This window comes from Methylobacter sp. BBA5.1 (genome assembly GCF_000746145.1).
Taxonomy (GTDB): domain Bacteria; phylum Pseudomonadota; class Gammaproteobacteria; order Methylococcales; family Methylomonadaceae; genus Methylobacter; species Methylobacter marinus.
The window spans coordinates 44,577-66,483 of sequence record NZ_JQKS01000024.1 but is presented as its reverse complement, the minus strand read 5'-3'; the positions used below and the strand labels follow the sequence as shown (position 1 = coordinate 66,483).

Annotated in this window: 22 protein-coding genes; 11 read left to right on the top strand and 11 right to left on the bottom strand. The window is 43.6% G+C overall.

Translation table 11 applies throughout. The annotated features are described in order from the left end of the window. Positions 1-3: 3 nt before the first annotated feature. Complete coding sequence (locus EK22_RS15350) at positions 4-354, top strand: PilZ domain-containing protein (protein ID WP_027147510.1); 351 nt, start codon at positions 4-6, stop codon at positions 352-354. A 9-nt stretch (positions 355-363) separates the two neighbouring features. Next, positions 364-1,143 carry a TatD family hydrolase gene (locus EK22_RS15345; protein WP_036252401.1) on the top strand — a complete coding sequence of 260 codons (780 nt, stop codon included), beginning with the start codon at positions 364-366 and terminating at the stop codon, positions 1,141-1,143. A gap of 197 nt (positions 1,144-1,340) precedes the next feature. Here the strand turns inward: EK22_RS15345 and EK22_RS15340 are convergent, their stop codons facing one another. Then, positions 1,341-2,126, bottom strand: coding sequence for a methyltransferase domain-containing protein (locus tag EK22_RS15340; RefSeq protein WP_036252398.1), 786 nt, complete (start codon positions 2,124-2,126; stop codon positions 1,341-1,343). A gap of 159 nt (positions 2,127-2,285) precedes the next feature. Between EK22_RS15340 and EK22_RS15335 the strand changes: the two genes are divergently transcribed. Both EK22_RS15335 and EK22_RS15330 read left to right on the top strand, forming a co-directional pair. After that, positions 2,286-3,095, top strand: a complete 810-nt coding sequence (locus EK22_RS15335; protein ID WP_161786448.1) for a PEP-CTERM/exosortase system-associated acyltransferase — start codon at positions 2,286-2,288, stop codon at positions 3,093-3,095. Further along, on the top strand, positions 3,085-6,018 hold the full coding sequence (locus EK22_RS15330; RefSeq protein WP_036252396.1) for a bifunctional diguanylate cyclase/phosphodiesterase: 2,934 nt from the start codon (positions 3,085-3,087) through the stop codon (positions 6,016-6,018). The genes EK22_RS15335 and EK22_RS15330 overlap by 11 nt, the downstream gene beginning before the upstream one ends. Here EK22_RS15330 and EK22_RS15325 read toward each other — a convergent pair. The 4 genes from EK22_RS15325 to EK22_RS15310 form a co-directional block, all read right to left on the bottom strand. Then, entirely contained in the window at positions 5,966-7,186 is a 1,221-nt protein-coding gene (locus tag EK22_RS15325; RefSeq protein ID WP_036252394.1) for a hypothetical protein, read from the bottom strand. The two genes, EK22_RS15330 and EK22_RS15325, sit on opposite strands and share 53 nt — an antisense overlap. An 11-nt stretch (positions 7,187-7,197) precedes the next feature. Further along, a complete protein-coding gene (locus EK22_RS25300) occupies positions 7,198-7,674 on the bottom strand; it encodes a hypothetical protein (RefSeq protein WP_020161055.1) in 477 nt (158 codons plus the stop codon). Between the two features lie 58 nt (positions 7,675-7,732). Beyond that, a complete protein-coding gene (locus EK22_RS15315; protein WP_036252392.1) occupies positions 7,733-8,860 on the bottom strand; it encodes an aminotransferase class V-fold PLP-dependent enzyme in 1,128 nt (375 codons plus the stop codon). Positions 8,861-8,965: 105 nt separating this feature from the next. Then, on the bottom strand, positions 8,966-10,237 hold the full coding sequence (locus EK22_RS15310) for a hypothetical protein (protein WP_027147511.1): 1,272 nt from the start codon (positions 10,235-10,237) through the stop codon (positions 8,966-8,968). A gap of 105 nt (positions 10,238-10,342) precedes the next feature. Here EK22_RS15310 and EK22_RS15305 point away from each other — a divergent pair, with 105 nt between their 5' ends. Continuing rightward, positions 10,343-11,704, top strand: a complete 1,362-nt coding sequence (locus EK22_RS15305) for a TolC family outer membrane protein (RefSeq protein WP_036252390.1) — start codon at positions 10,343-10,345, stop codon at positions 11,702-11,704. 31 nt (positions 11,705-11,735) lie between these two features. Here EK22_RS15305 and EK22_RS15300 read toward each other — a convergent pair whose 3' ends face one another. Together EK22_RS15300 and EK22_RS15295 are read right to left on the bottom strand one after the other, a co-directional pair. Beyond that, entirely contained in the window at positions 11,736-12,476 is a 741-nt protein-coding gene (locus EK22_RS15300; protein WP_020161059.1) for a class I SAM-dependent methyltransferase, read from the bottom strand. Next, positions 12,473-12,772 (bottom strand): DUF1244 domain-containing protein, encoded by a 300-nt coding sequence (locus tag EK22_RS15295; RefSeq protein ID WP_036252388.1) that lies wholly within the window; start codon positions 12,770-12,772, stop codon positions 12,473-12,475. Before EK22_RS15295 ends, EK22_RS15300 begins: the two co-directional genes overlap by 4 nt. Before the next feature lie 118 nt (positions 12,773-12,890). Here EK22_RS15295 and EK22_RS15290 point away from each other — a divergent pair, with 118 nt between their 5' ends. Genes EK22_RS15290 through EK22_RS15270 form a run of 5 tightly spaced genes read left to right on the top strand, consistent with a single transcriptional unit; the run spans position 12,891 to position 15,358 of the window. After that, positions 12,891-13,220, top strand: a complete 330-nt coding sequence (locus EK22_RS15290) for a hypothetical protein (protein WP_020161061.1) — start codon at positions 12,891-12,893, stop codon at positions 13,218-13,220. A 21-nt stretch (positions 13,221-13,241) separates the two neighbouring features. Further along, complete coding sequence (locus tag EK22_RS15285; RefSeq protein WP_020161062.1) at positions 13,242-13,778, top strand: septation protein A; 537 nt, start codon at positions 13,242-13,244, stop codon at positions 13,776-13,778. A gap of 3 nt (positions 13,779-13,781) precedes the next feature. Further along, a complete protein-coding gene (locus tag EK22_RS15280; protein ID WP_020161063.1) occupies positions 13,782-14,084 on the top strand; it encodes a YciI family protein in 303 nt (100 codons plus the stop codon). Continuing rightward, complete coding sequence (locus EK22_RS15275) at positions 14,081-14,350, top strand: BolA family protein (protein WP_020161064.1); 270 nt, start codon at positions 14,081-14,083, stop codon at positions 14,348-14,350. Before EK22_RS15280 ends, EK22_RS15275 begins: the two co-directional genes overlap by 4 nt. Positions 14,351-14,362: 12 nt before the next feature. Next, on the top strand, positions 14,363-15,358 hold the full coding sequence (locus tag EK22_RS15270) for a peptidylprolyl isomerase (RefSeq protein ID WP_036252385.1): 996 nt from the start codon (positions 14,363-14,365) through the stop codon (positions 15,356-15,358). Between the two features lie 53 nt (positions 15,359-15,411). On the opposite strand, the gene recJ is transcribed toward EK22_RS15270, so the two are convergent. Further along, entirely contained in the window at positions 15,412-17,157 is a 1,746-nt protein-coding gene (gene recJ, locus EK22_RS15265; RefSeq protein WP_036252383.1) for a single-stranded-DNA-specific exonuclease RecJ, read from the bottom strand. Between the two features lie 285 nt (positions 17,158-17,442). On the opposite strand from recJ, the gene EK22_RS15260 reads away from it, so the two are divergent. Next, positions 17,443-18,789 carry an alkaline phosphatase PhoX gene (locus EK22_RS15260; protein ID WP_235209423.1) on the top strand — a complete coding sequence of 449 codons (1,347 nt, stop codon included), beginning with the start codon at positions 17,443-17,445 and terminating at the stop codon, positions 18,787-18,789. 118 nt (positions 18,790-18,907) lie between these two features. Here EK22_RS15260 and EK22_RS15255 read toward each other — a convergent pair whose 3' ends face one another. From EK22_RS15255 to EK22_RS15245, 3 genes are all read right to left on the bottom strand, one after another. Continuing rightward, the gene (locus tag EK22_RS15255) at positions 18,908-19,159 is read right to left on the bottom strand and encodes a hypothetical protein (protein ID WP_036252379.1); all 252 of its coding nucleotides are present in this window, start codon (positions 19,157-19,159) and stop codon (positions 18,908-18,910) included. Between the two features lie 323 nt (positions 19,160-19,482). Then, positions 19,483-20,577 carry a threonine synthase gene (gene thrC / locus EK22_RS15250; RefSeq protein ID WP_036252377.1) on the bottom strand — a complete coding sequence of 365 codons (1,095 nt, stop codon included), beginning with the start codon at positions 20,575-20,577 and terminating at the stop codon, positions 19,483-19,485. Positions 20,578-20,587: 10 nt separating this feature from the next. Next, positions 20,588-21,898: a homoserine dehydrogenase gene (locus tag EK22_RS15245; protein WP_036252375.1), complete on the bottom strand. Its 1,311-nt coding sequence runs from the start codon at positions 21,896-21,898 to the stop codon at positions 20,588-20,590. Positions 21,899-21,907: the final 9 nt, after the last annotated feature.

Below are 21,907 nucleotides of genomic sequence, written 5' to 3'. Positions count from 1 at the left end.
ACCATGGCAGAATCAGCACCAAGACAAGGTATATTGTCACTTTCAATCAAAGATAAAAACGCTTTATATGCGGCTTACATGCCTTTTGTGACCAACGGTGGTCTGTTTATTCCGACCAACCGAGACTATCAAATGGGCCAAGAAGTATTTATGCTGCTTAATTTAATGGAAGAAACCGAGCGACTTCCCATTGCCGGAAAAATAATCTGGAAAACGCCTCCGGGTTCCGAAGGCTACAGAGCAACAGGCATCGGTGTGCAATTCAGTGATCAGGATGGGGGCATGGCTCGCAACAAAATAGAGACCTACTTGGCCGGTGCTTTAGGTTCCGACCGCTCAACCCATACCATGTAATTTTATCGAATGCTCATTGACTCTCATTGCCATCTGGATCGCATAGACCTGAAGCCGTATCAAAATGATTTTTCCTGCTTCATGAAGGAAGCGGAAAATAATCAAATTGAACATATGTTATGCATAGCAATCGACTTGGAATCTTATCCGGCCATGCATGACTTGGTTTCAGGGTATTCTCAAATATCGCTGACCGTCGGCGTTCATCCCAATGTTAAGGATGGCAGGGATCCTGGCGTAGATGAACTCGTCGCTTTAGGACAGGAAAAAAAGGTTATCGCAATAGGGGAAACCGGATTGGATTATTTTCGCAGCGAAGGCGATCTTGGCTGGCAACAACAACGCTTCAGAAATCACATTAATGCAGCAAAAATATTAAAAAAACCTCTGATTATTCATACCCGCGAGGCCAAAGAAGATACATTGCGAATTTTGGAAGAGGAACGTGCTCAGGACATAGGCGGAGTGATTCATTGCTTTACCGAAGACTGGGATTTCGCCGAAAAAGCCCTGGATTTGAATTTTTTTATTTCTTTTTCCGGTATCGTGACGTTTAACAGTGCCAAGGCAATTAAAGAAGTAGCAAAAAAAATACCTACCGACCGCTTCCTCATTGAAACTGACTCGCCTTATCTAGCGCCGGTTCCGTTTCGCGGAAAAACTAACTATCCCACTTATGTACGTTATGTGGCTGAACATATAGCTGAATTAAGAAATACAAGTTTTGAACAAATCGCGAAACAGAGCTCGGAGAATTTCAAAAGGCTTTTTCAATTAGAATGTGGCTAAACAACCACCCGCTTGAGCGGGTGGTTGTTTAGCCACATTAGAGCATTTACCTATTTTGCATAAACGTAACACATATATGATCCGATCAAAAAACTTTCCTTGCCGTCAAAGACTTTATTCTGCCCCCGGCTTTGCGTTGATTGGTTTGACAGGAATCTTGCTGATGCTTGGGTAACAACGGCTCTACATGTGTCCAATTAATAAGGTTTAACTCCGTGTATCATTATTATGTTCACGCTGCAATAGAAAGCATTATCCAGAGCGGCTTGCCTCAATTCCACACGCCATTGATCTAATTCTTTTTGCGTAATGATGTTATCGGCTAAAGCTTTATTTTCAATAGTTTCCTGGACTGATAAAGCATAAAACAACTTTAGGTCATTAGTATAAAGGGGGAAAATATCAATTTGAATGTCATTGAAACGGGCATTGTTGAACAAGCGATATAAACTCCGCCCTGAATAGCCATTAGCAAAAAACTTTTCTAAACGATAGTTTAACAGTAATTTCTCTGTTTTTACTGAGTGACAATCAATAGACAGGCTAGCCCAGTCGGTATCGATGACCACGACGTTACCTTCTGGTTTTGTAACTCTGAACATTTCGGCCAGCACCTGTCTAGGGTTACTCAAGTGCATAAAAAGCCGCTCGCTTCGACAACTGTTAAAATAGTTGTCCGGAAAAGTTAAAGCGCAGGCGTTTTCTTGTTGAAAACGGATAATACGACTCATCTCTAAAACTTCTACTTGTTCCAATGCTTTTTTTAACATAGCCTCATCATAGTCCACGCCAATGACAGAGCCGTTTGGCGATACGAGTTTACCCAGCTCAATAGCATCAATGCCCGGGCCGCATCCCAGATCAAGAACTGTATCATTCTGTTTGATTTGCATTTTTTTGTAGCTAATTTGCTTAATAGATGAAAAAATTTCACCTGTTTTTTTTAGATAATCAATGTCAACAGGACCTTTAAATTCAGTCATATGATTTTTTCCTTTTAGGATAAATGTTTATTTTCTTCTATATTTATCTATAGAAAATGGACTAAAATCTCATCATAATTATATGAATAGATAAGAAATTTAACTAGATAAAATTTATGCATTATCATTCAATAATTAGGTATGTGTATTGATTATTTTATGAACTTAAAAAAAGGGATATGGATAGCTATGTTAGACAGAGAAGAAATAGGAAATCATTATTCAAAATATTTCCAGATGATCAATGTTAATACGGAAGAATTAAGAAAAATCGCCTATAAATTGCGATATAGAGTGTTTCATGAAGAATACGGCTATCACAATTTAGGCAATCCCTTAAATAACAATATGGAGATTGATGATTACGATGAATATTCTTTGCATAGTTTGTTATTTCATAAGCCCAGCAACCAGGCCATCGGTTATATACGACTAATTCCTCAAACAAAGAAACATAACAAATCATTGCCGATTAAAAAATATTATGGTGAGTCATTTGATTTCAGCAAGACTAGTCTGGATAGAATGCCGGAAATAAATATTGGTGAACTTTCGCGAATGGCTATTATTTCAGCATTCAGAAAGAGACTTTCTGATAATTACTATCTAAACCAGGAGCATACTAATCAATCTGAAAATATAACTCGTACAAATAAACGCTATCCTGTCAATTACTTACCCATGTGTCTTATTTCAGCAGCAATACATTTTTTGTTTATGGAAGATATAGAATATAGTTTTGCTATGATAGAAACGCGATTTGCAGTTCTATTACGCCATTTCGGCGTACAGTGTGATCAAATAGGAAAGCCCGTTGAGTGCTTTGGAATACGAGCCCCTTATGTATTTTATCGAGAAAATACCTACAGAAATTTAACGCCCGAATTTCGCAGTCTGTTTGATAAAATAAGTAGCGAATTAGCTGAACAAAGCGCTATAAAAAATACTCTAAATATTAATGCAAGATAAAACCAAGAAAAAAAGCAGATTCCTGAGTCTCACCTGGAAAGCAATTTTAGCCGTCAGCATTGCCATTCTGACATCTTCAGGCAGTGTTTTCATGTTCGGCAACCTGACATTAGAAAAAAATTATACACAGGAGCGTGATAGGGTACACCGGTTTTACCAGCAAGCATTTAACAGTATTCTACAGCAGTCAAAACTTGATCAAATCGATATCACCTGGATCGTTCCCGCTATTATTAGTCTTGACCTTTCATCGCATCAGGCATTAAACCAGATAGAAAAAATTATTAATGCCAATTGGTTCAAAATCGAGCTTGAGTCTGACATAAAATCCGCTTATTTATTTTCTAAAGGTGGTGGGTTGCTTAATAGTTGGGGCGATACCACACTTAAGGCGGATGTTTTTTCCCCCTGGCTCAATTACGTACTTGAAAATGAAGAGCCATTTGAAAAAATTCTCTGTAATATCAGTTGCGTACAATATAAAGCTTATCCTTTCTTACATAATGGGGAATTTGCCGGCGTGTTCATATTTGGAAGAGACCTGGCAGACATGGTGCTAAGAATGAAAGCGATTACCGGGAAGGAAATTGGGATTCTTGTACAGAGCAATGAAAATAGAACAGTCTCAACAAGACCTATTCTTGATAAATGGTCAAAGACGATTATCGCACTAACGGAATATCAAAAAAGCTTTCCTATCTTGCTGGCTGTCATGAATAAAATACCAAATGGCTTGCCGGAAAAAAAAGCACGCTTTGAATACAATAATAATAATTATGAGATAATTGTTTTTCCATTTAGTAATGACAGTAGCATTGCCGATCTTGTTATTATCGATAACTTAAGCGAAGAATTAATTGATATTAATAAATCTTCAATGCTATACGCATTAAGTGGTGTAATAAGCTTAATATTGGCAGGTATAATATTGTTATTATTGTTAATTAAACCAATGCGGCGCTTAAATGCCTTCATTGCTTTACTGCCATGGATAGCCAAGAAAAATTACATAAAAGTAAACGATATTATGCCGGCAACTTCCGCACATAAACTATTTAATGATGAAATCGATATATTAAATAATGCCACACAGGATTTAATCGTCACTCTGAAAAATTTAGACAGAGATGTCGATTTGCGTACACAACGATTGGCCGAGAGAACTGTTGAACTGCAGCAGGAAAAAAATCTGGTTTCCAATATACTTAACACAGCTCAAGTTATTATCATAACCATTAATAATAATGGAAAAATATTAATGAGCAACAGGTATGCAGAGAAATTGATTGGTTATAATGAAGAAGAATTAAAGCAACAATTGTTCGTTGACCTAGTTTTTGGCCATGAAGATTTCAAAACTATTTCTAGTGCTATTAATGAAATCGCCAATCGACAACGAAGAACCTTCCGTTATGAATGTATTATATTTTCTTCAAAAGGAAACGAATTATACATTTCATGGTTTTTTACCCTTATCAAAAACAATAAAAAAACCGAAATATTATCGGTTGGGCTTGATTTAACTGAACGCAGAATAACCGAAAAAAAATTGTCATGGCTTGCAGATCACGACCCATTGACCAACTTATATAACCGCCGGCGGTTTGACCAGGAATTGACTCATGCTTTATCTGTCGCCACACGTTATAACCAGAAAGGCGCTCTTATCCTGTTTGATATCGATCAATTTAAAAATATTAATGACAGTAGCGGTCACAATGTGGGGGATGAATTATTGATCAAAGTGGCCGATAAGCTGCTTTCGATAATTCGTGATTCGGATATTGTTGCCAGATTAGGTGGTGATGAGTTCGTGGTTATTTCTTATTGCATCGATCAGGACCATGCAGAGAAATTGGTACAAAAAATTTGCACCGAGATTGCGACCGTTAAAGTGGCGGTTAACAATATTGAGCTGGGAGTCACTATTAGCGCTGGTGTGCTGATTTTTCCGGCCCCCGGTTTCTCGCCTCAAGAATTGATGGCCACCGTTGATATTGCCATGTACAAAGCAAAACAAATGGGCAGAGGAGGGTGGTGTCTTGCCTCAATGGAGGATTTGGCCAGAGATGAAATCCGACACAGGGTGAATTGGAAAGCGAAAATTGAAAAGGCGTTGGAAGAGGATAGATTCGTTCTTTATTATCAACCAATTATGAGAATTACCGATAAAAGCATTTCCCATTATGAATGCTTGTTACGGATGGTTGGAGAAAACGGAGAAATTATTCCGCCGGGCATGTTTACCGGTATTGCCGAGCATTTCGGACTGATCACTAAAATTGACCAAAGAGTGATCGACCTTGCCTTTAAAAAGCAGTCTTTATTTATAAAGCAGGGATTAGAAATTCATTTGTCAATCAATCTTTCAGGTGAAATGCTTTCTAATCCCAATGCATTTTCCATTATTACTGAGCATCTTGATAAATGGAATGTTCCGGCTCATAAGTTCATTTTCGAGGTTTTGGAAACTCAAGCGGTAACCAATATACAAGCGGCTCGTGATTTTATGACCTATGTAACGAATATCGGTGGCAAGTTTGCCTTGGATGATTTTGGTGTGGGATTTTCATCAATGAGTCATTTAAAACAACTGCCTGTGCAATATTTAAAAATCGATGGCGGTTTTATTAAAAATCTTGCTAACAATAAGGAAGATCAGCTTTTCGTAAAAGCAATCAATGATGTCGGGCAAGGGATGGGAATTAAGACAATTGCCGAGTTTGTTGAAAATGAAATGATATTAAAAGAATTGTTGGACATGGGCGTGGATTATGCACAAGGTTATGGCATAGGTAAGCCCATGCCAGAACCAGAGTTTAATCCGTATAAAGGACACTCCCAGCCTACGCAGGAAACGTCAAATAAAATTAAAAATCATAAGACAACATCACTGAATATAAATCCCAATGCTGTTTTGTAGGGCCTGGATTTTCTAAAGTGGATATTGCGCCAGTACCGTTTATGCGATGATATTCCGTGCTCAGAAGTAAATTAGGTATTATTTTTAACCGCAAACCGACAGTCCAGTCCTTAGCAAATCGTGAATAAGCCGGTCTGCCATATTTCATAGCAAATTTTTCTCCATTTTTATCATCTTTATCCCAGATAAGTTCGTCATATCGAATCATTCCCTCCAGATAGGATGTAAATTTATAAATGCCTTGAAGATAATAACCTGTGCCGGTAGTATCAGAATCAGGAAAAAGTCCGAAATTATTTAATCGCAAATTTCGAAACTCATATTCTCCAGTCAGAGACCATTTCTCAGCATTATATTGAGCAGAAAAAATTAATGGTTTAAGTTGGATTTGACCTGAGCTTAAACTAGTCGGAGAAGGTGCAGGGGAAAAACGACCGTTAAATTCGATATATGTAACCGCAAGTCGCACTTCACCACCTCGCCATTCATAATTTAAACGGCCGCCCCAAGATGCTTCGCCTTCCATTTTTCCTGGAGTATTACCTACAATTAATTGTTTAAAATCAGGATCATCATTGCTACGAGGACTTATGGCACCGAAATTAAAAGAAAAGTCTCCCCAATCAGTGTTTTGCTCGCCATATATATAACCTCCATCAGCGGATAATGCAATATTCCGATTAATATCAAAATAAATCGATTGAGGCAAAAATATACTAGGTCTGGTAGAGGCAACATCCCGAGTATCATTATATAAACCTAATGGCGTTGGGACTCTTCCTGCCTTAATCCCCAGCAAACTTTCCTCAGAAGAGTACAAACGATAGTCAGCAAGCCCATAATCGATACGTAGGCCTTGCTCATCGGTTAATCCCGCATCCCGCCATACCACCTGCATCGCTATCTGTAAATCAGGGATGATGCGCCATGAACCATTAATGCCTAATTCCCTGAAATCGGTAGAAATACTATCGTCGGAGTTGCCGAAAAAATTATTGTCCGATGTATGAATAATTGCTTGAGAAAGGAAACCGTGAATTTGAACCGAATCCGGCAACCAGTTTTTTTCACCTGCAATGCAATTGCTGGAAATAAAAGACGCTGCAATCAATGTGTTGCAGACGATAATTCTCTTGATTTTATTTAAATTAAATTCCATAACATACATATCGTATTTCCTTATTTAATATCCAATTTCTTGATGCCATCAGTTAAGTCTTTTAAATTTAAATAGCCTACAGATCCTGGCGTGTTTGCTATTTTTTCAATCATTTCCGTTTTACTTTCTACAAGAATTGGAGCTTGTCCAGAACCGCTGAATACTAATTTATTCCAGTTTCGGCGCATTTGATGAGGAAAAACATTTAATATTTGTTTACAGAATTGTTTATGTAACGGGTCATCATCGTTTAATACAAAAACTGTCACGGCTGATCCATCATTCCAGCGCAGCAGGCGCATTTTAAAAATAGCACTCAAACCGTTTCGGCTTATGGAGTCTTGTTGATTAGTGCTGTTGATGACTGGAATAACAATATTTTGTTGCTCATTTACAGGTGGCGCAGCTGAAGCAAATTGATTCAGAAGAAGGACGAATAGAGTGAGTATCAAGCTCAATCTGGGTCGTAACTGAGAGAATAGGGCAATTTGTTGCAAACTGGATAACCGGTTATATATAGATTCGACTTTATAGAAAACGCCTAATGGGAAATTGTTAGCTGTAATACAATTCCATTATGGTTAACGCTTTTTCTAATTCTTCATTATTATTATAAAAATGTGGCGACAACCGTATTCCACCACCGCGTAAGGCGCAGATAATGCCGTTTTTCTGCAGGTATTTGTAAAATGCATTATTCGGGATTGTTTTGTGTTTGAATACTATGATACCGGAATTAAATTGATTTTGCCGTTGCGATAATAATATTAGCTGATCATTTCTATCAATTCGATCCATTAAATAATTTGATTTTTCCATAACCAATGATTCAACAGCGGCCATTCCCGTTTCCAGTAATAGGGATAAGCTGGCTGAAAGCGCATGGATGCCAAGCATATTTGGGCTGCCGCATTCAAAGCGACGTGCCGTAGGATGAATTTCCCACGGTTTGTTCTCATAATTATAGGCGTCTTTCATCATATGCCAACCGTACTGAGTCAATTTCAGCTTATTCCTGGCCTCCGGCGTGGTATAAAAAACACCCAGACCTTCAGGACCTAGCATCCACTTATGACCATCGGCCATAACGAAATCAGCATGATAAGCCTGCACATCAAACTGAACGGCTCCCAGGCTTTGAATAGCATCGATACAGAACAGGATATTGCGCTGTTTGCAGAATGCTCCTATTTTTTCCAGGTCCAGACGCAGGCCCGTGGCAAATTGAATAGAGCTGATCGTTAACAATCGGGTATTGTTATCCACCAATGCAAATAAAGCGTCTTCAGGGGAAATGGCGCTCCTTAAGTCCGCTTGACGAAATTCCACACCCAGATTTTCCAGGGATTGCCAAGGTAACCTATTAGAGGGGAATTCCTCGTCGCTGGAAACGATATTGTCGCCGGATTGCCACTCCAGACCATAAGCGACAAAGGATAAAGCTTCCGAGGTGTTTTTAACTAAGGCAATATCATCGACGGAAGGCGCATTTAGCAATGTTTGCAATTGGCCGCGTAATTCGGATTCCTTAGCCAGCCAATCAGAATAAAAATGGGAACCGTACTGGGTGTTTTGTTCTGCAAACTTAATAACCGCAGTACTGGTTCTTTTGGGCCACGGTGATACGGCGGCATGGTTTAAATAAATTAAGTCATCGGTTAGCGGAAATTCTGGATGTTTCATAACAGGTTAATCTCGAAAATAAAGACGGATTAATAAACAAATAACTTCGCATAATGTATATTATGTTAAATTATGGTGTGCTGACATAAATCTAATGCTTTTGTCTCAATCAATAGTATCGATCCAACGACAACGCTCGTTAACGATGTTGGATGTCTTATCGTTACCGATTCCCTTGGCGATCAGAGCTATTACCCTGTCATCGGTATCGTAGCCTATATGCGCATTAATTGGATTGGCCAACTTGCCAAGGCCGAACGCGTCAAAAATTGTGGCAACATTGATATTAATATTGGTTACGTCTATACATAGCCTGGAATCCAGGTATTTTTCAACGAACCCTCTAGGTACGGCATAACTGAGAAGATCATTAGGATCGCTGAAAGCAATAATCGATGTTTTAGAAAGCATGCGCTGATCATATTTATCCCCTTGGGGCCGGCAATAAGATGCTTTTTGGTTGTTCACTTCAGGCAGTTTTCGACCCAACTGCAGCATAGGCAATTGATTGGACATCATATAAATAGGGATTTCCTTGCGTTTTAATGCTTCAACCAGTTCCCTTGACTCGATTGAGTCGTCCTTATATTGACTGTTACGGGTATCCATTAAAGAAGCAATTCGCTGCATACCATCAATCGTGATGCGACTGCCAAGACTGTGGGAAATGAAAGCATACTGGTCATTATCAATATTGGTCGTTAGCGAGTTGTCATTAAATGAGCAGGCTTGTGCCTCATCATTCGGCAAGTTTTCCCAATTACTTTTAGTCATCCAGCAGAATGATTGTGTAAATGAAATCAGGATCTCTTCCCTGCTATCGCCCAAATAAATGATAGGGTCTGGTCCTGTGTCATTGGAAAATTTTTTCATCAGATCATTGATTTCCGCTCGGCGAAAGGAATATTCTCCGGAGTTGTCATAAGCCAGTACTTCCTTTTGCTTGGCGGTAATGACTGACCAGGTTAACTCGTAAAACATTAACTCCTTGGTTCTGTCCCTGCTCAGCAAACGGTTGATTCTCAAGTTGCCGAGATTCTTGGTGGTATCAAATGGGTCGGTCAAGGTAATATTCTTGTACTGCGCCGACATGACCGGCAAATCAAGTTCTTTAGCTAACTTTTCTACAAATTGTGTCGAATATCCCGGCAGATGATCCCCTACTCCGTGCACCATGAGCACTTTCATTTTTCCTTTCTGCAGATTCAGAAATGGCATAATTCCATTAAAGGATTTTCCCCATACTTCACAAAGACGCGTATCAACGGCTTGCTGCTTTTCCATGACGGCTTCGACAACACCTTTGCCAAAACTGGAACAACCACTTATTTGCGCGGCAACAACTGATAAAAAGAAAATTTTAAATAGTGGGTTCATGCGATATATTGATAAAACTCGTGCGATAAAACAAAAGTCAGAAATATTACCACTTACCTATAAAAACTGATAATCGATCTCAACCAGTAAACATTTCATGGAAGTATGACCCAGCATTCTTTATTAAAAAAACTATTCAGCTTTATTATTGTTTTAACAGGTATTCCATCATTACATGCGCAAAATTTACTGGAAACTTATGAACTGGCATTGGAAAACGATCCTGTTTTAAAGCAGGCCCTGGCTAATCAATTCGCCACCGGTGAATTAAAAGATCAAAGTATCGCACGCTTTCTTCCGAATATTTCAGCAACCGCAACCAGCGGCAGAAATCGGTTGCATAATAAAAAAGCCAAGAATGCTCAATTTTCGGATTTTCGTGGCTTGCAAGTTAACCAAGAATACTGGAACCATACGTTTAGTCTGGATCTGGCTCAACCATTATTTCATTGGGATCACTGGATACAGTTGAGCCAATCCGACAATCAAATCGCCCAGGCTGAGGCTTCTTACCAAGCGGAGTTGCAGAACCTGATGGTCAGAACAACCGAGGCCTATTTCAATATTCTATCGGCCGAGGATAATCTGGAATTTACCCGGGCGGAAAAAACCGCTATAGCCCGGCAGCTTGAACAGGCGAAGCAACGATTTGAAGTCGGACTCATCGCCATTACCGATGTTCATGAGGCGCAGGCGGCCTTCGATCAGGCCAGCGCCAGTGAGATAGAAGCCGTTAATAACCTGGATAATCAAAAGGAAGCCTTAAGGGAAATAATCGGTGACAACGAAGCATTATTGGATTCACTTGACGAAAAGCTGCCTTTGGCCCAACCCGAACCCATGGACATTGCAGCCTGGAGTAACTCTGCGGAAATAAATAATTTCAATATCATTTCCGCGGTCAATGAGGCTGAAGTTTTTCGTAAATCAATTGACCTGCAACGTAATGGACACATGCCTCAATTAGATCTGGTTGCCTCTTACGGGGTATCCGATGATAACAGCAGTTTTGGTTTGCGCGGCGATATGCAATCAGTGGGTGTGCAGTTAAATGTACCTTTGTTTGAAGGCGGAGCGGTCAATTCACGTACCCGCCAGGCCGGTTATGAATATGAAGCCGCCAAAGAAAGACTGACCGCTGTCAAGCGCTCGGTAAAACGCCAGGTAAAGGATGCATTTCGGGGCGTAATGTCCAGCATAAGTCGGGTAAAAGCCTTGAAGGCGACGATAATCTCGGCTGAAAGCGCCCTGGAAGCGACTGAGGCAGGTCTTGAAGTAGGAACACGGACCATGGTGGAAGTGCTGGCCGAACAACGTAATTTATACCGGGTTAAACGGGACTATGCACGTAGCCGGTACGATTATCTGATTAATAGCATTAGACTCAAGCAGGCCGCCAGTAACCTTGCAATAGAAGATCTTGAGCAAATTAACCAGTTGCTGATGACCGATGCAGGCAAAAATTAGAGACTGCCGAAGCAGTCTCTTACAACAGTCACTAAGCCGATTTCACGGCTGTCACTAGCGCATTGGCGGCCATCCTATGACTCAGATTAATCTGAACAAACCCGGCCTCTTGCAGTTGGTTTAACGCTACGGACTCGCGCATGATATGGTTTTCGGACTCGTCACTGAATAAATGCACTATCCAGTTTTCCAATAGTTCAAGTTTATTGGCTTCGGTTAATATTCTGAAATAATCATTGACCTCTTGCTGAACGATACGCGTATGCATGGAAATATCATCCAAACCATAACGATCGCCATTAATAAACTGCCCGCCTGGCTTCAGTACCCGGAAAATCTCCTCTATCACTTCCTGGCGGTAGGTATTCAGGAAATTGTGCAAAGTATAAGCCGAAGCCACGATATCAACGCTGCCGTCCTCCAGATTCTTTAAGGCAGTCAAGGCATCGTCGCCACAAAAAGTCAGTCTCCCGTCATCCATCCACCTTTTCAGATGCTTCTTGGCTTGATCCTGCATAGTCGGCTCATTATCGATACTGAAAACGCTTGAAGCTTCCCTGGCGGTTAATATTGATAATGTGGTGATGCCTGTTCCACTACCCAGTTCGACGATGTTTAATTTGTCTGTATTTAGTTCAGGATATTCAGCTACTTTGGCGCCGACCAGTCGACTCATTTCCGCTGCTAAGGGACTAATCAGTTTCAACATTTCATAGTCCTGCCCTATTACTCCGGAGAACATTGCATCGTAATGAGATTTTTTATTTGTCATGATTTAGATTCCTGTTTGCGCGCGTAAGCAGCTAATTGCTCAGTTGTCGCTTCGGTTTGGAACTTATCCTTCCACTCGCTGTAAGGCATTCCGTAAATCACTTCCCTGGCCTGGTCATAATCCATGTCGATTCCGCGCTCTGCCGCAGCGGCCATATACCATTTCGCCAGACAGTTTCTGCAGAAATCGGCCAAAATCATTAAATCAATATTTTGGACTTCGGTATGCTTTTGTAAATGGCTGATTAACTGCCTGAATGCAGCGGCCTCTAATTCAATTTGTGAATTGCTATTCATAGATTTCCTCCAAAAATATTGAATATTCTAGCAGATACGTACATCGAGTTATGTACATTCACGAGCAAAAATTTTACAATGACACGTTATCAAGTTTGCCTAGCAGACGAGTCAATATATGGAAATTCACAGTTCATCGTTAACGTTTTCGCCTATCGGCCATAACCGACAATTCATCGGAAAAAATGACGGCGCGCAAAACAAAAACGAAGCAAATGAACTTTCTATTGTTAAAAAGTCTCATAATCCACGGTTTAATCGGGTCCTTTCGCCCGATGAGATAAAAGAAACGCTCGATAATGCCAATTTAAGTCTTGATCGGCATAATACGTATAGACCAACTGATATACGAATTTTAAAGGCGCTTGACGCCTATCGTCAGGAAATTAATCAGCCTCTACTCGATCAACGTATTGAATTGATCACAGGAATAGACACTTATGTCTGACAACTTTCATTTTTAGCTTCTATGAATCAGCTTTTCGAATTTTTCCCTATTATCTTATTTTTTATTGCGTTTAAGCTTTACGATATCTATGTCGCTACCGCGGTTGTTATCGTAGCGACGATTATTCAAGTTGCCTATGCCTGGTTTAAACACCGCAAAGTTGAAACCATGCAATGGATCACCCTGATTCTGATTCTTGTAATGGGCGGCGCCACCATCTATTTACAGGATGAGCAATTTATCAAATGGAAACTTTCCATTATAGAGTGGTTGTTTGGCCTTGCGTTTTTAGGTAGTCAATTTGTCGGTAAAAAACCTTTCGTTGAAAGAATGATGTCCCGTAGCTTGACGTTGCCCGCCCAGATCTGGAAACGATTGAATCTTATGTGGGCCAGTTTCTTTATCAGCGTCGGCTTTATTAACTTGTACGTCATGTATAACTTCAACACTGACGACTGGGTAACTTTTAAGACATTCGGCGTGCCGGGACTAATGGTTATTTTTATTTTGGTGCAAATGATTTTTATCTACAAATATATCCCCGAAACAGAGGAATAAATCGTGTTATACGCAATTATCAGTGAAGATGCAGCGAACAGCCTGGAAAAAAGAATGACCGCGCGACCGGATCATCTTAAAAGATTGCAAGCCCTTCAGGATGCCGGTCGATTGATTCTGGCCGGTCCCCACCCTGCCATAGATACTGAAAACCCCGGGGAAGCCGGTTTTACCGGCAGCCTCGTGGTGGCTGAGTTTGATAACCTGGAAGCAGCCCAGCAATGGGCCGATGCCGATCCCTATATTGATGCCGGCGTATATACACAGGTCACTGTTAAACCATTTAAAAAAGTCTTACCTCAATGACAACCCATACCATTAAACAATTATTAAATGACGCCTTCCAGCCCGAGCTTCTGGAGATTATAGACAATAGTGCCGCTCATGCCGGACATGCCGGCGCACGCAGCGGGGGCGGGCACTATCATGTCACTATCGTAGCCGACGCTTTTGAAGGTAAGTCTTTGGTTCAAAGGCACCAGCTAATCTATAAGGCGCTGGGCGATATGATGAAACACCAAATTCATGCTTTAGGCATCAATGCTCTCTCACCCTCTGAACATAGAACATAAGGAAAAGTATAAATGAAAAAAAAGATCATCCCTTTACTGCTTGCAGGTACCGCGCTAGTTTCAGGTTGTAACGAAGAAAAAGCGACCACAGCCACCCCTTCTGCGCCCGTGGTGCAAAAAGAGGATGCCGTTGCTGTTGTAAACGGCAAATATATCAGTAAAGATACATTGGCAGAGTTGGAAAGTGAAGTTGCCGAGCGAGCTCATGGGCAGGTATTCCCTAAGGAAAAACTGATAGAGGAACTGATTCAACGTGAATTACTGGTCCAGGAAGCTTTGAAAAAAGGACTGGACAAGTCGCCTGAGGTTGTGCAACGTCTTGAAACGCTCAAAAAATCTTTATTATCGCAAGCCGTTCTGCAAGATTATTTAAAAGCAAATCCGGTAACCGATGAAGAGATAAAAGCGGAATATGACAGCAAAGTTGCAGCTGAAAAAGGTACTGAATATAAAGCACGTCACATTCTGGTCAAGACTGAAGATGAAGCTAAAAAATTGATTGCAAAACTGGACAAAGGCGCAAACTTTGCCGAGTTGGCAAGCAAACACTCTACCGATACTTCGTCCGAGGGCGGTGACCTGGGATGGTTTACAGCCAACCAGATGGTCGCCCCTTTCTCTCAAGCGGTAGAGACACTGGAAAATGGCAAATACACAAAAACTCCGGTACAAACACAGTTTGGCTGGCATGTTATTTTGAGAGAAGATTCTCGCCCGCAAACACCTCCGCCGTTCGAAGCGGTGAAAGAACAACTGGCGCCTTACCTGCAACGACAGAAAGTGCAATCCATGATCGAAAACCTGCGTAAGCAGGCACAAGTGGAAGTTCTGGTGCCGACGGCGGAAGAACAACCTAAACCTGAAGCCGCAGAGCCAGCGGCACCCGCCGGCGAGCCGGCGACTACAGAAGAACAACCGGCTGTTGAACCGACGCAGGAAGGTGCCGCCCCAACTGAAGAAGGCGCTGCTCCTGAGGCAGAAGAACCAGCGGCCACGGAGACAAAATAAGCGGCCTGCGTATAAAAAAGGGCGGTTTACCGCCCTTTTTTTACGCCCTTTTTTTATGCTATTTTTTCCAGATATTGCAAAATAAACTGAACACTCCGATTCCCTCTGAATTCATTAATGTCCAACTTGTAAACTACCCTGCAAGTTCTCAGACCCAACCATTGTTCAGGGCGATCCACATAAAAAGCGATAGCATCGACCAGCAGGTCGCCAGCAGGCTTTCTTAACACCAGTTTAAGATGGCGCTGTCCGACTATACGCGCTTGAATAACATCAAACACCCCGTCAAAGACAGGCTCCGGGAATTCCTGCCCCCAGGTGCCGGCATTTTGTAATAACTCGGCAAATTCAATCGAGAGTTCGTTTTCAGATAGTTCGCCATCCGAATAAATCTTTAACTCCAGATCAACATTCGCTAAACGCTTTCTGACCATTTCATCGAAGGCCAGGGCGAAAGACGGATAATCATGCATTTTCAAGCTCAGCCCCGCAGCCATGGCGTGACCACCAAACTTGCTCAGCAATTTGGGATGCTCGGCGGCGATATCACTTAACACATCACGAATATGAACACCGGGGATCGAACGCGCGGAGCCTTTTATTTCGTCTTTGCCGGCCGAAGCAAAGGCAATAACGGGGCGATGCAGCCTATCCTTGATTCGCGAAGCCAATATGCCGATCACGCCCTGATGCCAGTCCGCATTGAACAAACAGACTCCGGCAGGCAAATGGTGTTCATCAAGGGTTTTCATTTCTTTTAATAAGGCGATAGCCTCATTTTTCATTTGTCCTTCAATTTCCCGCCTGTCATTGTTGAGATCATCAAGCTGAAGCGCTATTTCCCTGGCATGTGCCGGATCATCGGTTAACAGACATTCAATGCCCAATGACATATCATCCATGCGGCCTGCCGCATTGAGTCTTGGCCCCAGCGCAAACCCCAGGTCCGATGAACTGATGGATTGCAGCCGTTTGCCCGATATCTCGATCAGTGCATTCACGCCCGGATGCCCTCTTCCCGTACGTATCCTTAACAAGCCTTGATACACCAAGATTCGGTTGATTTGATCCAGCGGAACCACGTCGGCAACCGTGCCTAAGGCCACGTAATCGAGTAACTGACCCAGATTCGGTTCCTGGATTTGATGCCGATCAAACCAGTGCTGCTCTCTTAAGCGGCTACGCAATGCCATTAACACGTAAAAAATCACCCCCACACCCGCCAGAGAACCGCTCGGAAATTTATCATCGGGTAGATTGGGATTGACGATGGCGTCGGCGGCCGGAAGTTCATGTCCCGGCAAATGGTGGTCTGTTACCAGAACGGTTAACCCTGATTCCTTGGCCGCTTTGACGCCGTCAATACTTGAGATGCCGTTATCAACGGTAACAATCATGTCAGGCTTTTGCAGCTTGACCAAATCAACAATTTCAGGCGTCAGACCATAACCGTATTCAAAGCGATTAGGGACAATGAATGAAACCTGCCCTGCCCCCAGCAATTGCAAGCCTTTGACCGCCACGGCACAGCTGGTTGCGCCGTCCGCATCAAAGTCGGCTACGATGGAAATTCTTTTCCCCGCATCGATTGCAGTAACCAAATGTGTCACCATCGCTTCCATGCCGGACAACAGCCATGGCGATGGCAGCTTTGTCAGCGTCCTGTCCAGATCAGCTTCAGACGTTAAGCCTCTGGCTAAATAGATCCGCTCCAGTACGGGATGAAGCTCGCCGAACTGAGGACGTTTTTTACCTATGGGCCGGGCAATGATGTTTTTTCTCGCTTCTGGGTAATACATGTAATTCAATAAGTTAGCGGAATTAACGCAACGGCGATTTAAACGATATATGGGCAGGCAATGTGGTTCGAATCAACAAATTGCTGGAAATTCAGTCGGTATCGCTCTGTAAGCCATTGTCATCAGATAAAGGGATGACCGCCTATTATAATGGATACAGCATCATGGTCATCAATTCTTCCTGATTCCTTCATATTTTTGTCATTTCCAGAATCTATAGTATAGCCGAAGCCCAAGCGATCCCGGCTTACTCAAAATCTTCATAAAAATCCACGGAAAATGAACATGAATAAAATCTTTTTAACCTCTCTTCCCTTGCTGGCAGCAGTTGGGGCTTTCCATCCTATCACCAGTGCCGCGAATGATGTCAAGGGACCGATGGCCTTTAAACCCATCCCCGGCTCTGCTTATAACGAGTTAACCAATGATCCCGCCATTTTGAATGAATCGACATGGTTGATTCCGGAAGGCTTCAAGCAGTCCATTGTGTCTGATGAATCCGATTTGAATATCTACATCAACCAGGACTGGCCCGATATGAATACGGTCAATGAGACCCGAATCCAGGCTGGCCGTTATTTGTATCGTACTCATGAAGTCCGTCCTGGCAATGATCAACGCAATGACGGAAAATTAGGTGGAACGGTTTCCGTGGTCGATTTACGAACCGGCATCGCCAAGGAACTGGCGGCAAGAGAAGATTGGGAAGCTCTGGATGGTCTGGTCTGGACACCCTGGCACACGCTTCTGGTTGCCGAGGAAACAAACGCGGGCGGTTATCCAGATCCCGATTATCCACTTGCTACAGGAGGCCTGGTTTATGAAATCGAGCTGGACAAAAAAGACCCCTCAACGGCAAAAAAAGTGACCGCGCGTCCATTGCTGGGCTCAATTGCTCATGAAGGAATCGAGACCGATGATGAAGGCAATGTTTATGTGATCGATGAGGACCGTGCGCCGGGCGGATCCATTTTCAAGTTCGTGCCGGATAACTACGGCGATTTGAGTAGCGGCAAATTGTTCGCGTTGCGGGTTAAAAATGGCGGGCAAACCGGAGAAGCCGAATGGGTGGAGCTACAACTGGACCCGGTTACATTTGATGCACAAGCAGCGGCGGAGCAAGTCGGGGCAACGAGTTACTGTCGTCCTGAAGATTTGGAGCGTATCGGCAAAACGTTATACGCCGCATTAACCTGCGAACCGCGTATCGGCGGTAAAGATGGCCCTGGCGCCGTGTTAGCCATTAGCCTGAATGAAATGCCGATGGTCAGTTACTTCGTTGAAGCAGGCGTCAATATGGCAACGGAAAACAAAGCTGCCGGTATAACCGGACTTAAGAGTCCTGACAATTTAGCCAATGGCCCTGACGGCAAGTTATGGATCGTAGAAGATAACGTGCCCAGCGATATTTGGGTGGCTGAACCTGATAACGACGGCGATGGCCATGCGGACGGCGTGCATCTGTTTGCATCACTAAAAGATAATGCGGCAGAAGGGACCGGTATCTATTTCGGCAAGGACCCACAGAAACTGTTCGTGAATATCCAGCATTCCGGAACAGGCAATGATAAAACGATGGAAATCACTAAAATCAAAAAACTTCATAAAAGCGATAAAAAACATAACGATTGATTTTATACGCGTTACGTCGTTATTCGATCAGTAGCGCAATCCGCACATGCCGAGCCGCATCTTTATCAATTAGGATGCGGCTTTTTTATTGCCTGTTCCGATGGGCCTCCCGTTCAGTTTAACTTAACGGAAGCGGCTCGGCCTGACCGAGTAACAGCTGAAGAGAAAACAGCACCAGCCAGAGTCCGGCCAGGCCATAAAGCAAAAACATCAGCCAGAAACCGGTCGGCTGCTTATCCTTGCTGACTTCCAATCTCCCTTTGAAGCCATTCGGTCCGCAAGGTAGCCATCCGGTGCCCAAGGCACGATAATCCACGAGCAAAAGGCCAGCCCCCAGGCAAAGAAACAAGACTCCCTGAAACAGCGCCATCAGATATTCCCCCGGTTTTAGTTGTAAACCGGACAAATGCCGGTCACATGGAATCAATCAGCATGAACTAGTACTTAGTCAGTCTTGTTCTGACGAGTAAAATTTGCAGAGTATTCATAGCGTGCGATTAGTGCGAATGAATTCGCACCTACAATTTACCCGTCATAATTAAATTGACTGACTACTAGACTTTGACCAGAGGCGCATGCCAAAACGGCAACACATAGCACTTAATACGGTTCATGCGGAATTCACCGCCTGGATGCCATTCAAAATAAAAAGCCGGCAATCGCCGGCTTTTTATAAACGGTTCAGATTACAGATTACATGTTATCCAGAATCGCCTTCTTGACAGCATCCAGACTGGCTTCAATCGTAACAGGATGGGCGGCTTCGCATTGCTTGATGGCGCTATCGGGATCTTTCAAGCCATTACCGGTTAACGTACAGACAACTTTGCTGCCCTCTGGGATTTTTCCGGTGCTGATATCATGCAATGCTCCCGCTAATGAAGTGGCCGATGCCGGCTCGCAGAACACGCCTTCATATTGAGACAGCATTTTTTGGGCCGCCAGAATCTGCTCGTCCGAAAATTTATTGAACCAGCCGCCGGATTCTTTTTGCGCCGCCCAGGCCAAATCCCAGGATTGCGGATGGCCGATGCGGATGGCTGTGGCAACCGTTTCCGGCTCGTCAACCATTTGGCCGAGCACGAACGGCGCCGCTCCGGCCGCTTGGTATCCGCACATGATCGGACGCGTTTTGGTGACCGCTTGATGTGTATCGGTATCGGTTGAATATTCCTTATAACCTTTCCAGTAGGCGCTGATATTGCCGGCATTGCCGACAGGCAGGCAGTGGTAATCGGGAGCGCAGCCGAGTTCGTCAACGATCTCGAAAGCCGCTGTCTTCTGGCCTTCGAGCCTGAACGGATTGATCGAGTTGACAATCGTGACGGGAGCATGATCGGCTACTTCCTTAACCAGCGCCATGCCTCTATCGAAATTGCCGTTAATCTGGATGATTTCAGCGCCGTACATCAAGGTCTGCGCCAGTTTGCCCAGGGCGATCTTGCCTTCGGGTATCAAGACAAAAGCTTTGATGCCGGCGCGAACCGCATAAGCCGCGGCGGCGGCCGACGTGTTGCCTGTCGATGCACAGATAATAGCCTTGCTGCCATCTTCCACGGCTTTGGTCACAGCCATCGTCATGCCGCGGTCTTTAAATGAACCAGTGGGATTCAGCCCCTCGTACTTGACATAAATGTCGACATCCTTACCTATCAGCCGAGGTATGTTTTGCAGCTGAATAAGCGGGGTGTTGCCCTCGCCCAGACTGATCAGACGCGTGGTTTCACTGACCGGTAAACGGTCTCTGTAATGTTCGATAAGACCGATGTAACGTTTACGAATAGACATGTTTTTTTATTTATCCCAAAGTTTCTAGGCGGATTCGGTTGACTTTACCGCTAACCGTCGGTAAAGCTTCAATTTCAGCAATGGCCGCATTCATCTCTTTTTCAAGCGTGATCTGGGTCAGCATGATGATCGGCAACGATGTTTTGCCATCCAGTGCTTCTTTCTGAACAATAGCTTCTATACTGATCTGGTGATTGGCAAGAATTCTTGTCACTTCAGCCAGGACACCGGGTTTATCCTCGGCATGCAAGCGCAGATAATAAGACGTCTTAAATCTGTCCGGCGACAAGACCGGTATATTTGCCAGCGCATTGGCCTGAAAAGCCAAATGCGGAACTCTGTTTTCAGGATCGCCGGTTAATGCCCGCACGACATCAATGACATCGGCGACCACGGCGGAAGCCGTCGGTTCCGCGCCGGCACCGGCACCGTAGTATAACGTCGGGCCGACCGCATCGCCTTTGACCAGTACGGCATTCATGACGCCGTCGACATTGGCGATCAGGCGGCGCGCAGGTATCAGGGTCGGGTGGACTCGTAATTCAATGCCCTCAGGCGTTTTGCGGGCGATGCCTAAATGTTTGATCCGGTAGCCCAAGGCATCGGCATATTCGACATCTTCACGCGTGATCCGGGTAATGCCTTCGGTAAAAACCTTGTCGAATTGCAGCGGGATGCCGAAAGCAATGGATGCCAGTATCGTTAATTTATGACCTGCGTCGATGCCTTCAACATCGAATGTAGGGTCGGCCTCGGCGTAGCCTAATGCTTGTGCCTCAGCCAAAACATCGGAAAAATCACGGCCCTTATCGCGCATTTCGGTCAGAATGAAATTGCTGGTGCCGTTGATAATGCCGGCCAGCCACTGGATCTGATTGCCGCTTAAGCCTTCACGTATAGCTTTAATGATGGGAATGCCGCCGGCGACAGCCGCTTCAAACGCCACCATGACACCTTTTTCGCTGGCTTTGGCGAAGATCTCGTTGCCGTGCAAGGCAATCAGGGCTTTATTAGCCGTGACGACATGCTTGCCGTTGACGATTGCCTTCAGGATCATTTCCTTAACCAGACCGTCGCCGCCAATCAGTTCCAGAACAATGTCGATTTCCGGATCGTTGATGATTTCAAAAGGGTCTGTTGTTAAGGTAATGCCTTGCGTGTCGCAAATGCGTTCCCGGTTTAAATCCCTCGCCGATGCGCGGGTGATTATGATTTCGCGGCCTGCCCGGCGTGCGATTTCCGCAGCATTACGCTTTAAAACATTGACGGTACCGCCTCCGACTGTACCTAATCCCAAAACCCCCACTTTTACCGGTTTCAACTCAAACTC

What these genes read in the sequence shown, in the direction of transcription:
- EK22_RS15325 (WP_036252394.1), bottom strand. Translation starts at nt 7,186, where the DNA reads ATGTATGTTATGGAATTTAATTTAAATAAAATCAAGAGAATTATCGTC.
- EK22_RS15255 (WP_036252379.1), bottom strand. Translation starts at nt 19,159, where the DNA reads ATGGCGCTGTTTCAGGGAGTCTTGTTTCTTTGCCTGGGGGCTGGCCTT.
- EK22_RS15260 (WP_235209423.1), top strand. Translation starts at nt 17,443, where the DNA reads ATGAATAAAATCTTTTTAACCTCTCTTCCCTTGCTGGCAGCAGTTGGG.
- recJ (WP_036252383.1), bottom strand. Translation starts at nt 17,157, where the DNA reads ATGTATTACCCAGAAGCGAGAAAAAACATCATTGCCCGGCCCATAGGT.
- EK22_RS15305 (WP_036252390.1), top strand. Translation starts at nt 10,343, where the DNA reads ATGACCCAGCATTCTTTATTAAAAAAACTATTCAGCTTTATTATTGTT.
- EK22_RS15345 (WP_036252401.1), top strand. Translation starts at nt 364, where the DNA reads ATGCTCATTGACTCTCATTGCCATCTGGATCGCATAGACCTGAAGCCG.
- EK22_RS15310 (WP_027147511.1), bottom strand. Translation starts at nt 10,237, where the DNA reads ATGAACCCACTATTTAAAATTTTCTTTTTATCAGTTGTTGCCGCGCAA.
- EK22_RS15335 (WP_161786448.1), top strand. Translation starts at nt 2,286, where the DNA reads ATGAACTTAAAAAAAGGGATATGGATAGCTATGTTAGACAGAGAAGAA.
- EK22_RS15315 (WP_036252392.1), bottom strand. Translation starts at nt 8,860, where the DNA reads ATGAAACATCCAGAATTTCCGCTAACCGATGACTTAATTTATTTAAAC.
- EK22_RS15300 (WP_020161059.1), bottom strand. Translation starts at nt 12,476, where the DNA reads ATGACAAATAAAAAATCTCATTACGATGCAATGTTCTCCGGAGTAATA.
- EK22_RS15340 (WP_036252398.1), bottom strand. Translation starts at nt 2,126, where the DNA reads ATGACTGAATTTAAAGGTCCTGTTGACATTGATTATCTAAAAAAAACA.
- EK22_RS15290 (WP_020161061.1), top strand. Translation starts at nt 12,891, where the DNA reads ATGGAAATTCACAGTTCATCGTTAACGTTTTCGCCTATCGGCCATAAC.
- EK22_RS15275 (WP_020161064.1), top strand. Translation starts at nt 14,081, where the DNA reads ATGACAACCCATACCATTAAACAATTATTAAATGACGCCTTCCAGCCC.
- thrC (WP_036252377.1), bottom strand. Translation starts at nt 20,577, where the DNA reads ATGTCTATTCGTAAACGTTACATCGGTCTTATCGAACATTACAGAGAC.
- EK22_RS15285 (WP_020161062.1), top strand. Translation starts at nt 13,242, where the DNA reads ATGAATCAGCTTTTCGAATTTTTCCCTATTATCTTATTTTTTATTGCG.
- EK22_RS15295 (WP_036252388.1), bottom strand. Translation starts at nt 12,772, where the DNA reads ATGAATAGCAATTCACAAATTGAATTAGAGGCCGCTGCATTCAGGCAG.
- EK22_RS15350 (WP_027147510.1), top strand. Translation starts at nt 4, where the DNA reads ATGGCAGAATCAGCACCAAGACAAGGTATATTGTCACTTTCAATCAAA.
- EK22_RS15270 (WP_036252385.1), top strand. Translation starts at nt 14,363, where the DNA reads ATGAAAAAAAAGATCATCCCTTTACTGCTTGCAGGTACCGCGCTAGTT.
- EK22_RS15330 (WP_036252396.1), top strand. Translation starts at nt 3,085, where the DNA reads ATGCAAGATAAAACCAAGAAAAAAAGCAGATTCCTGAGTCTCACCTGG.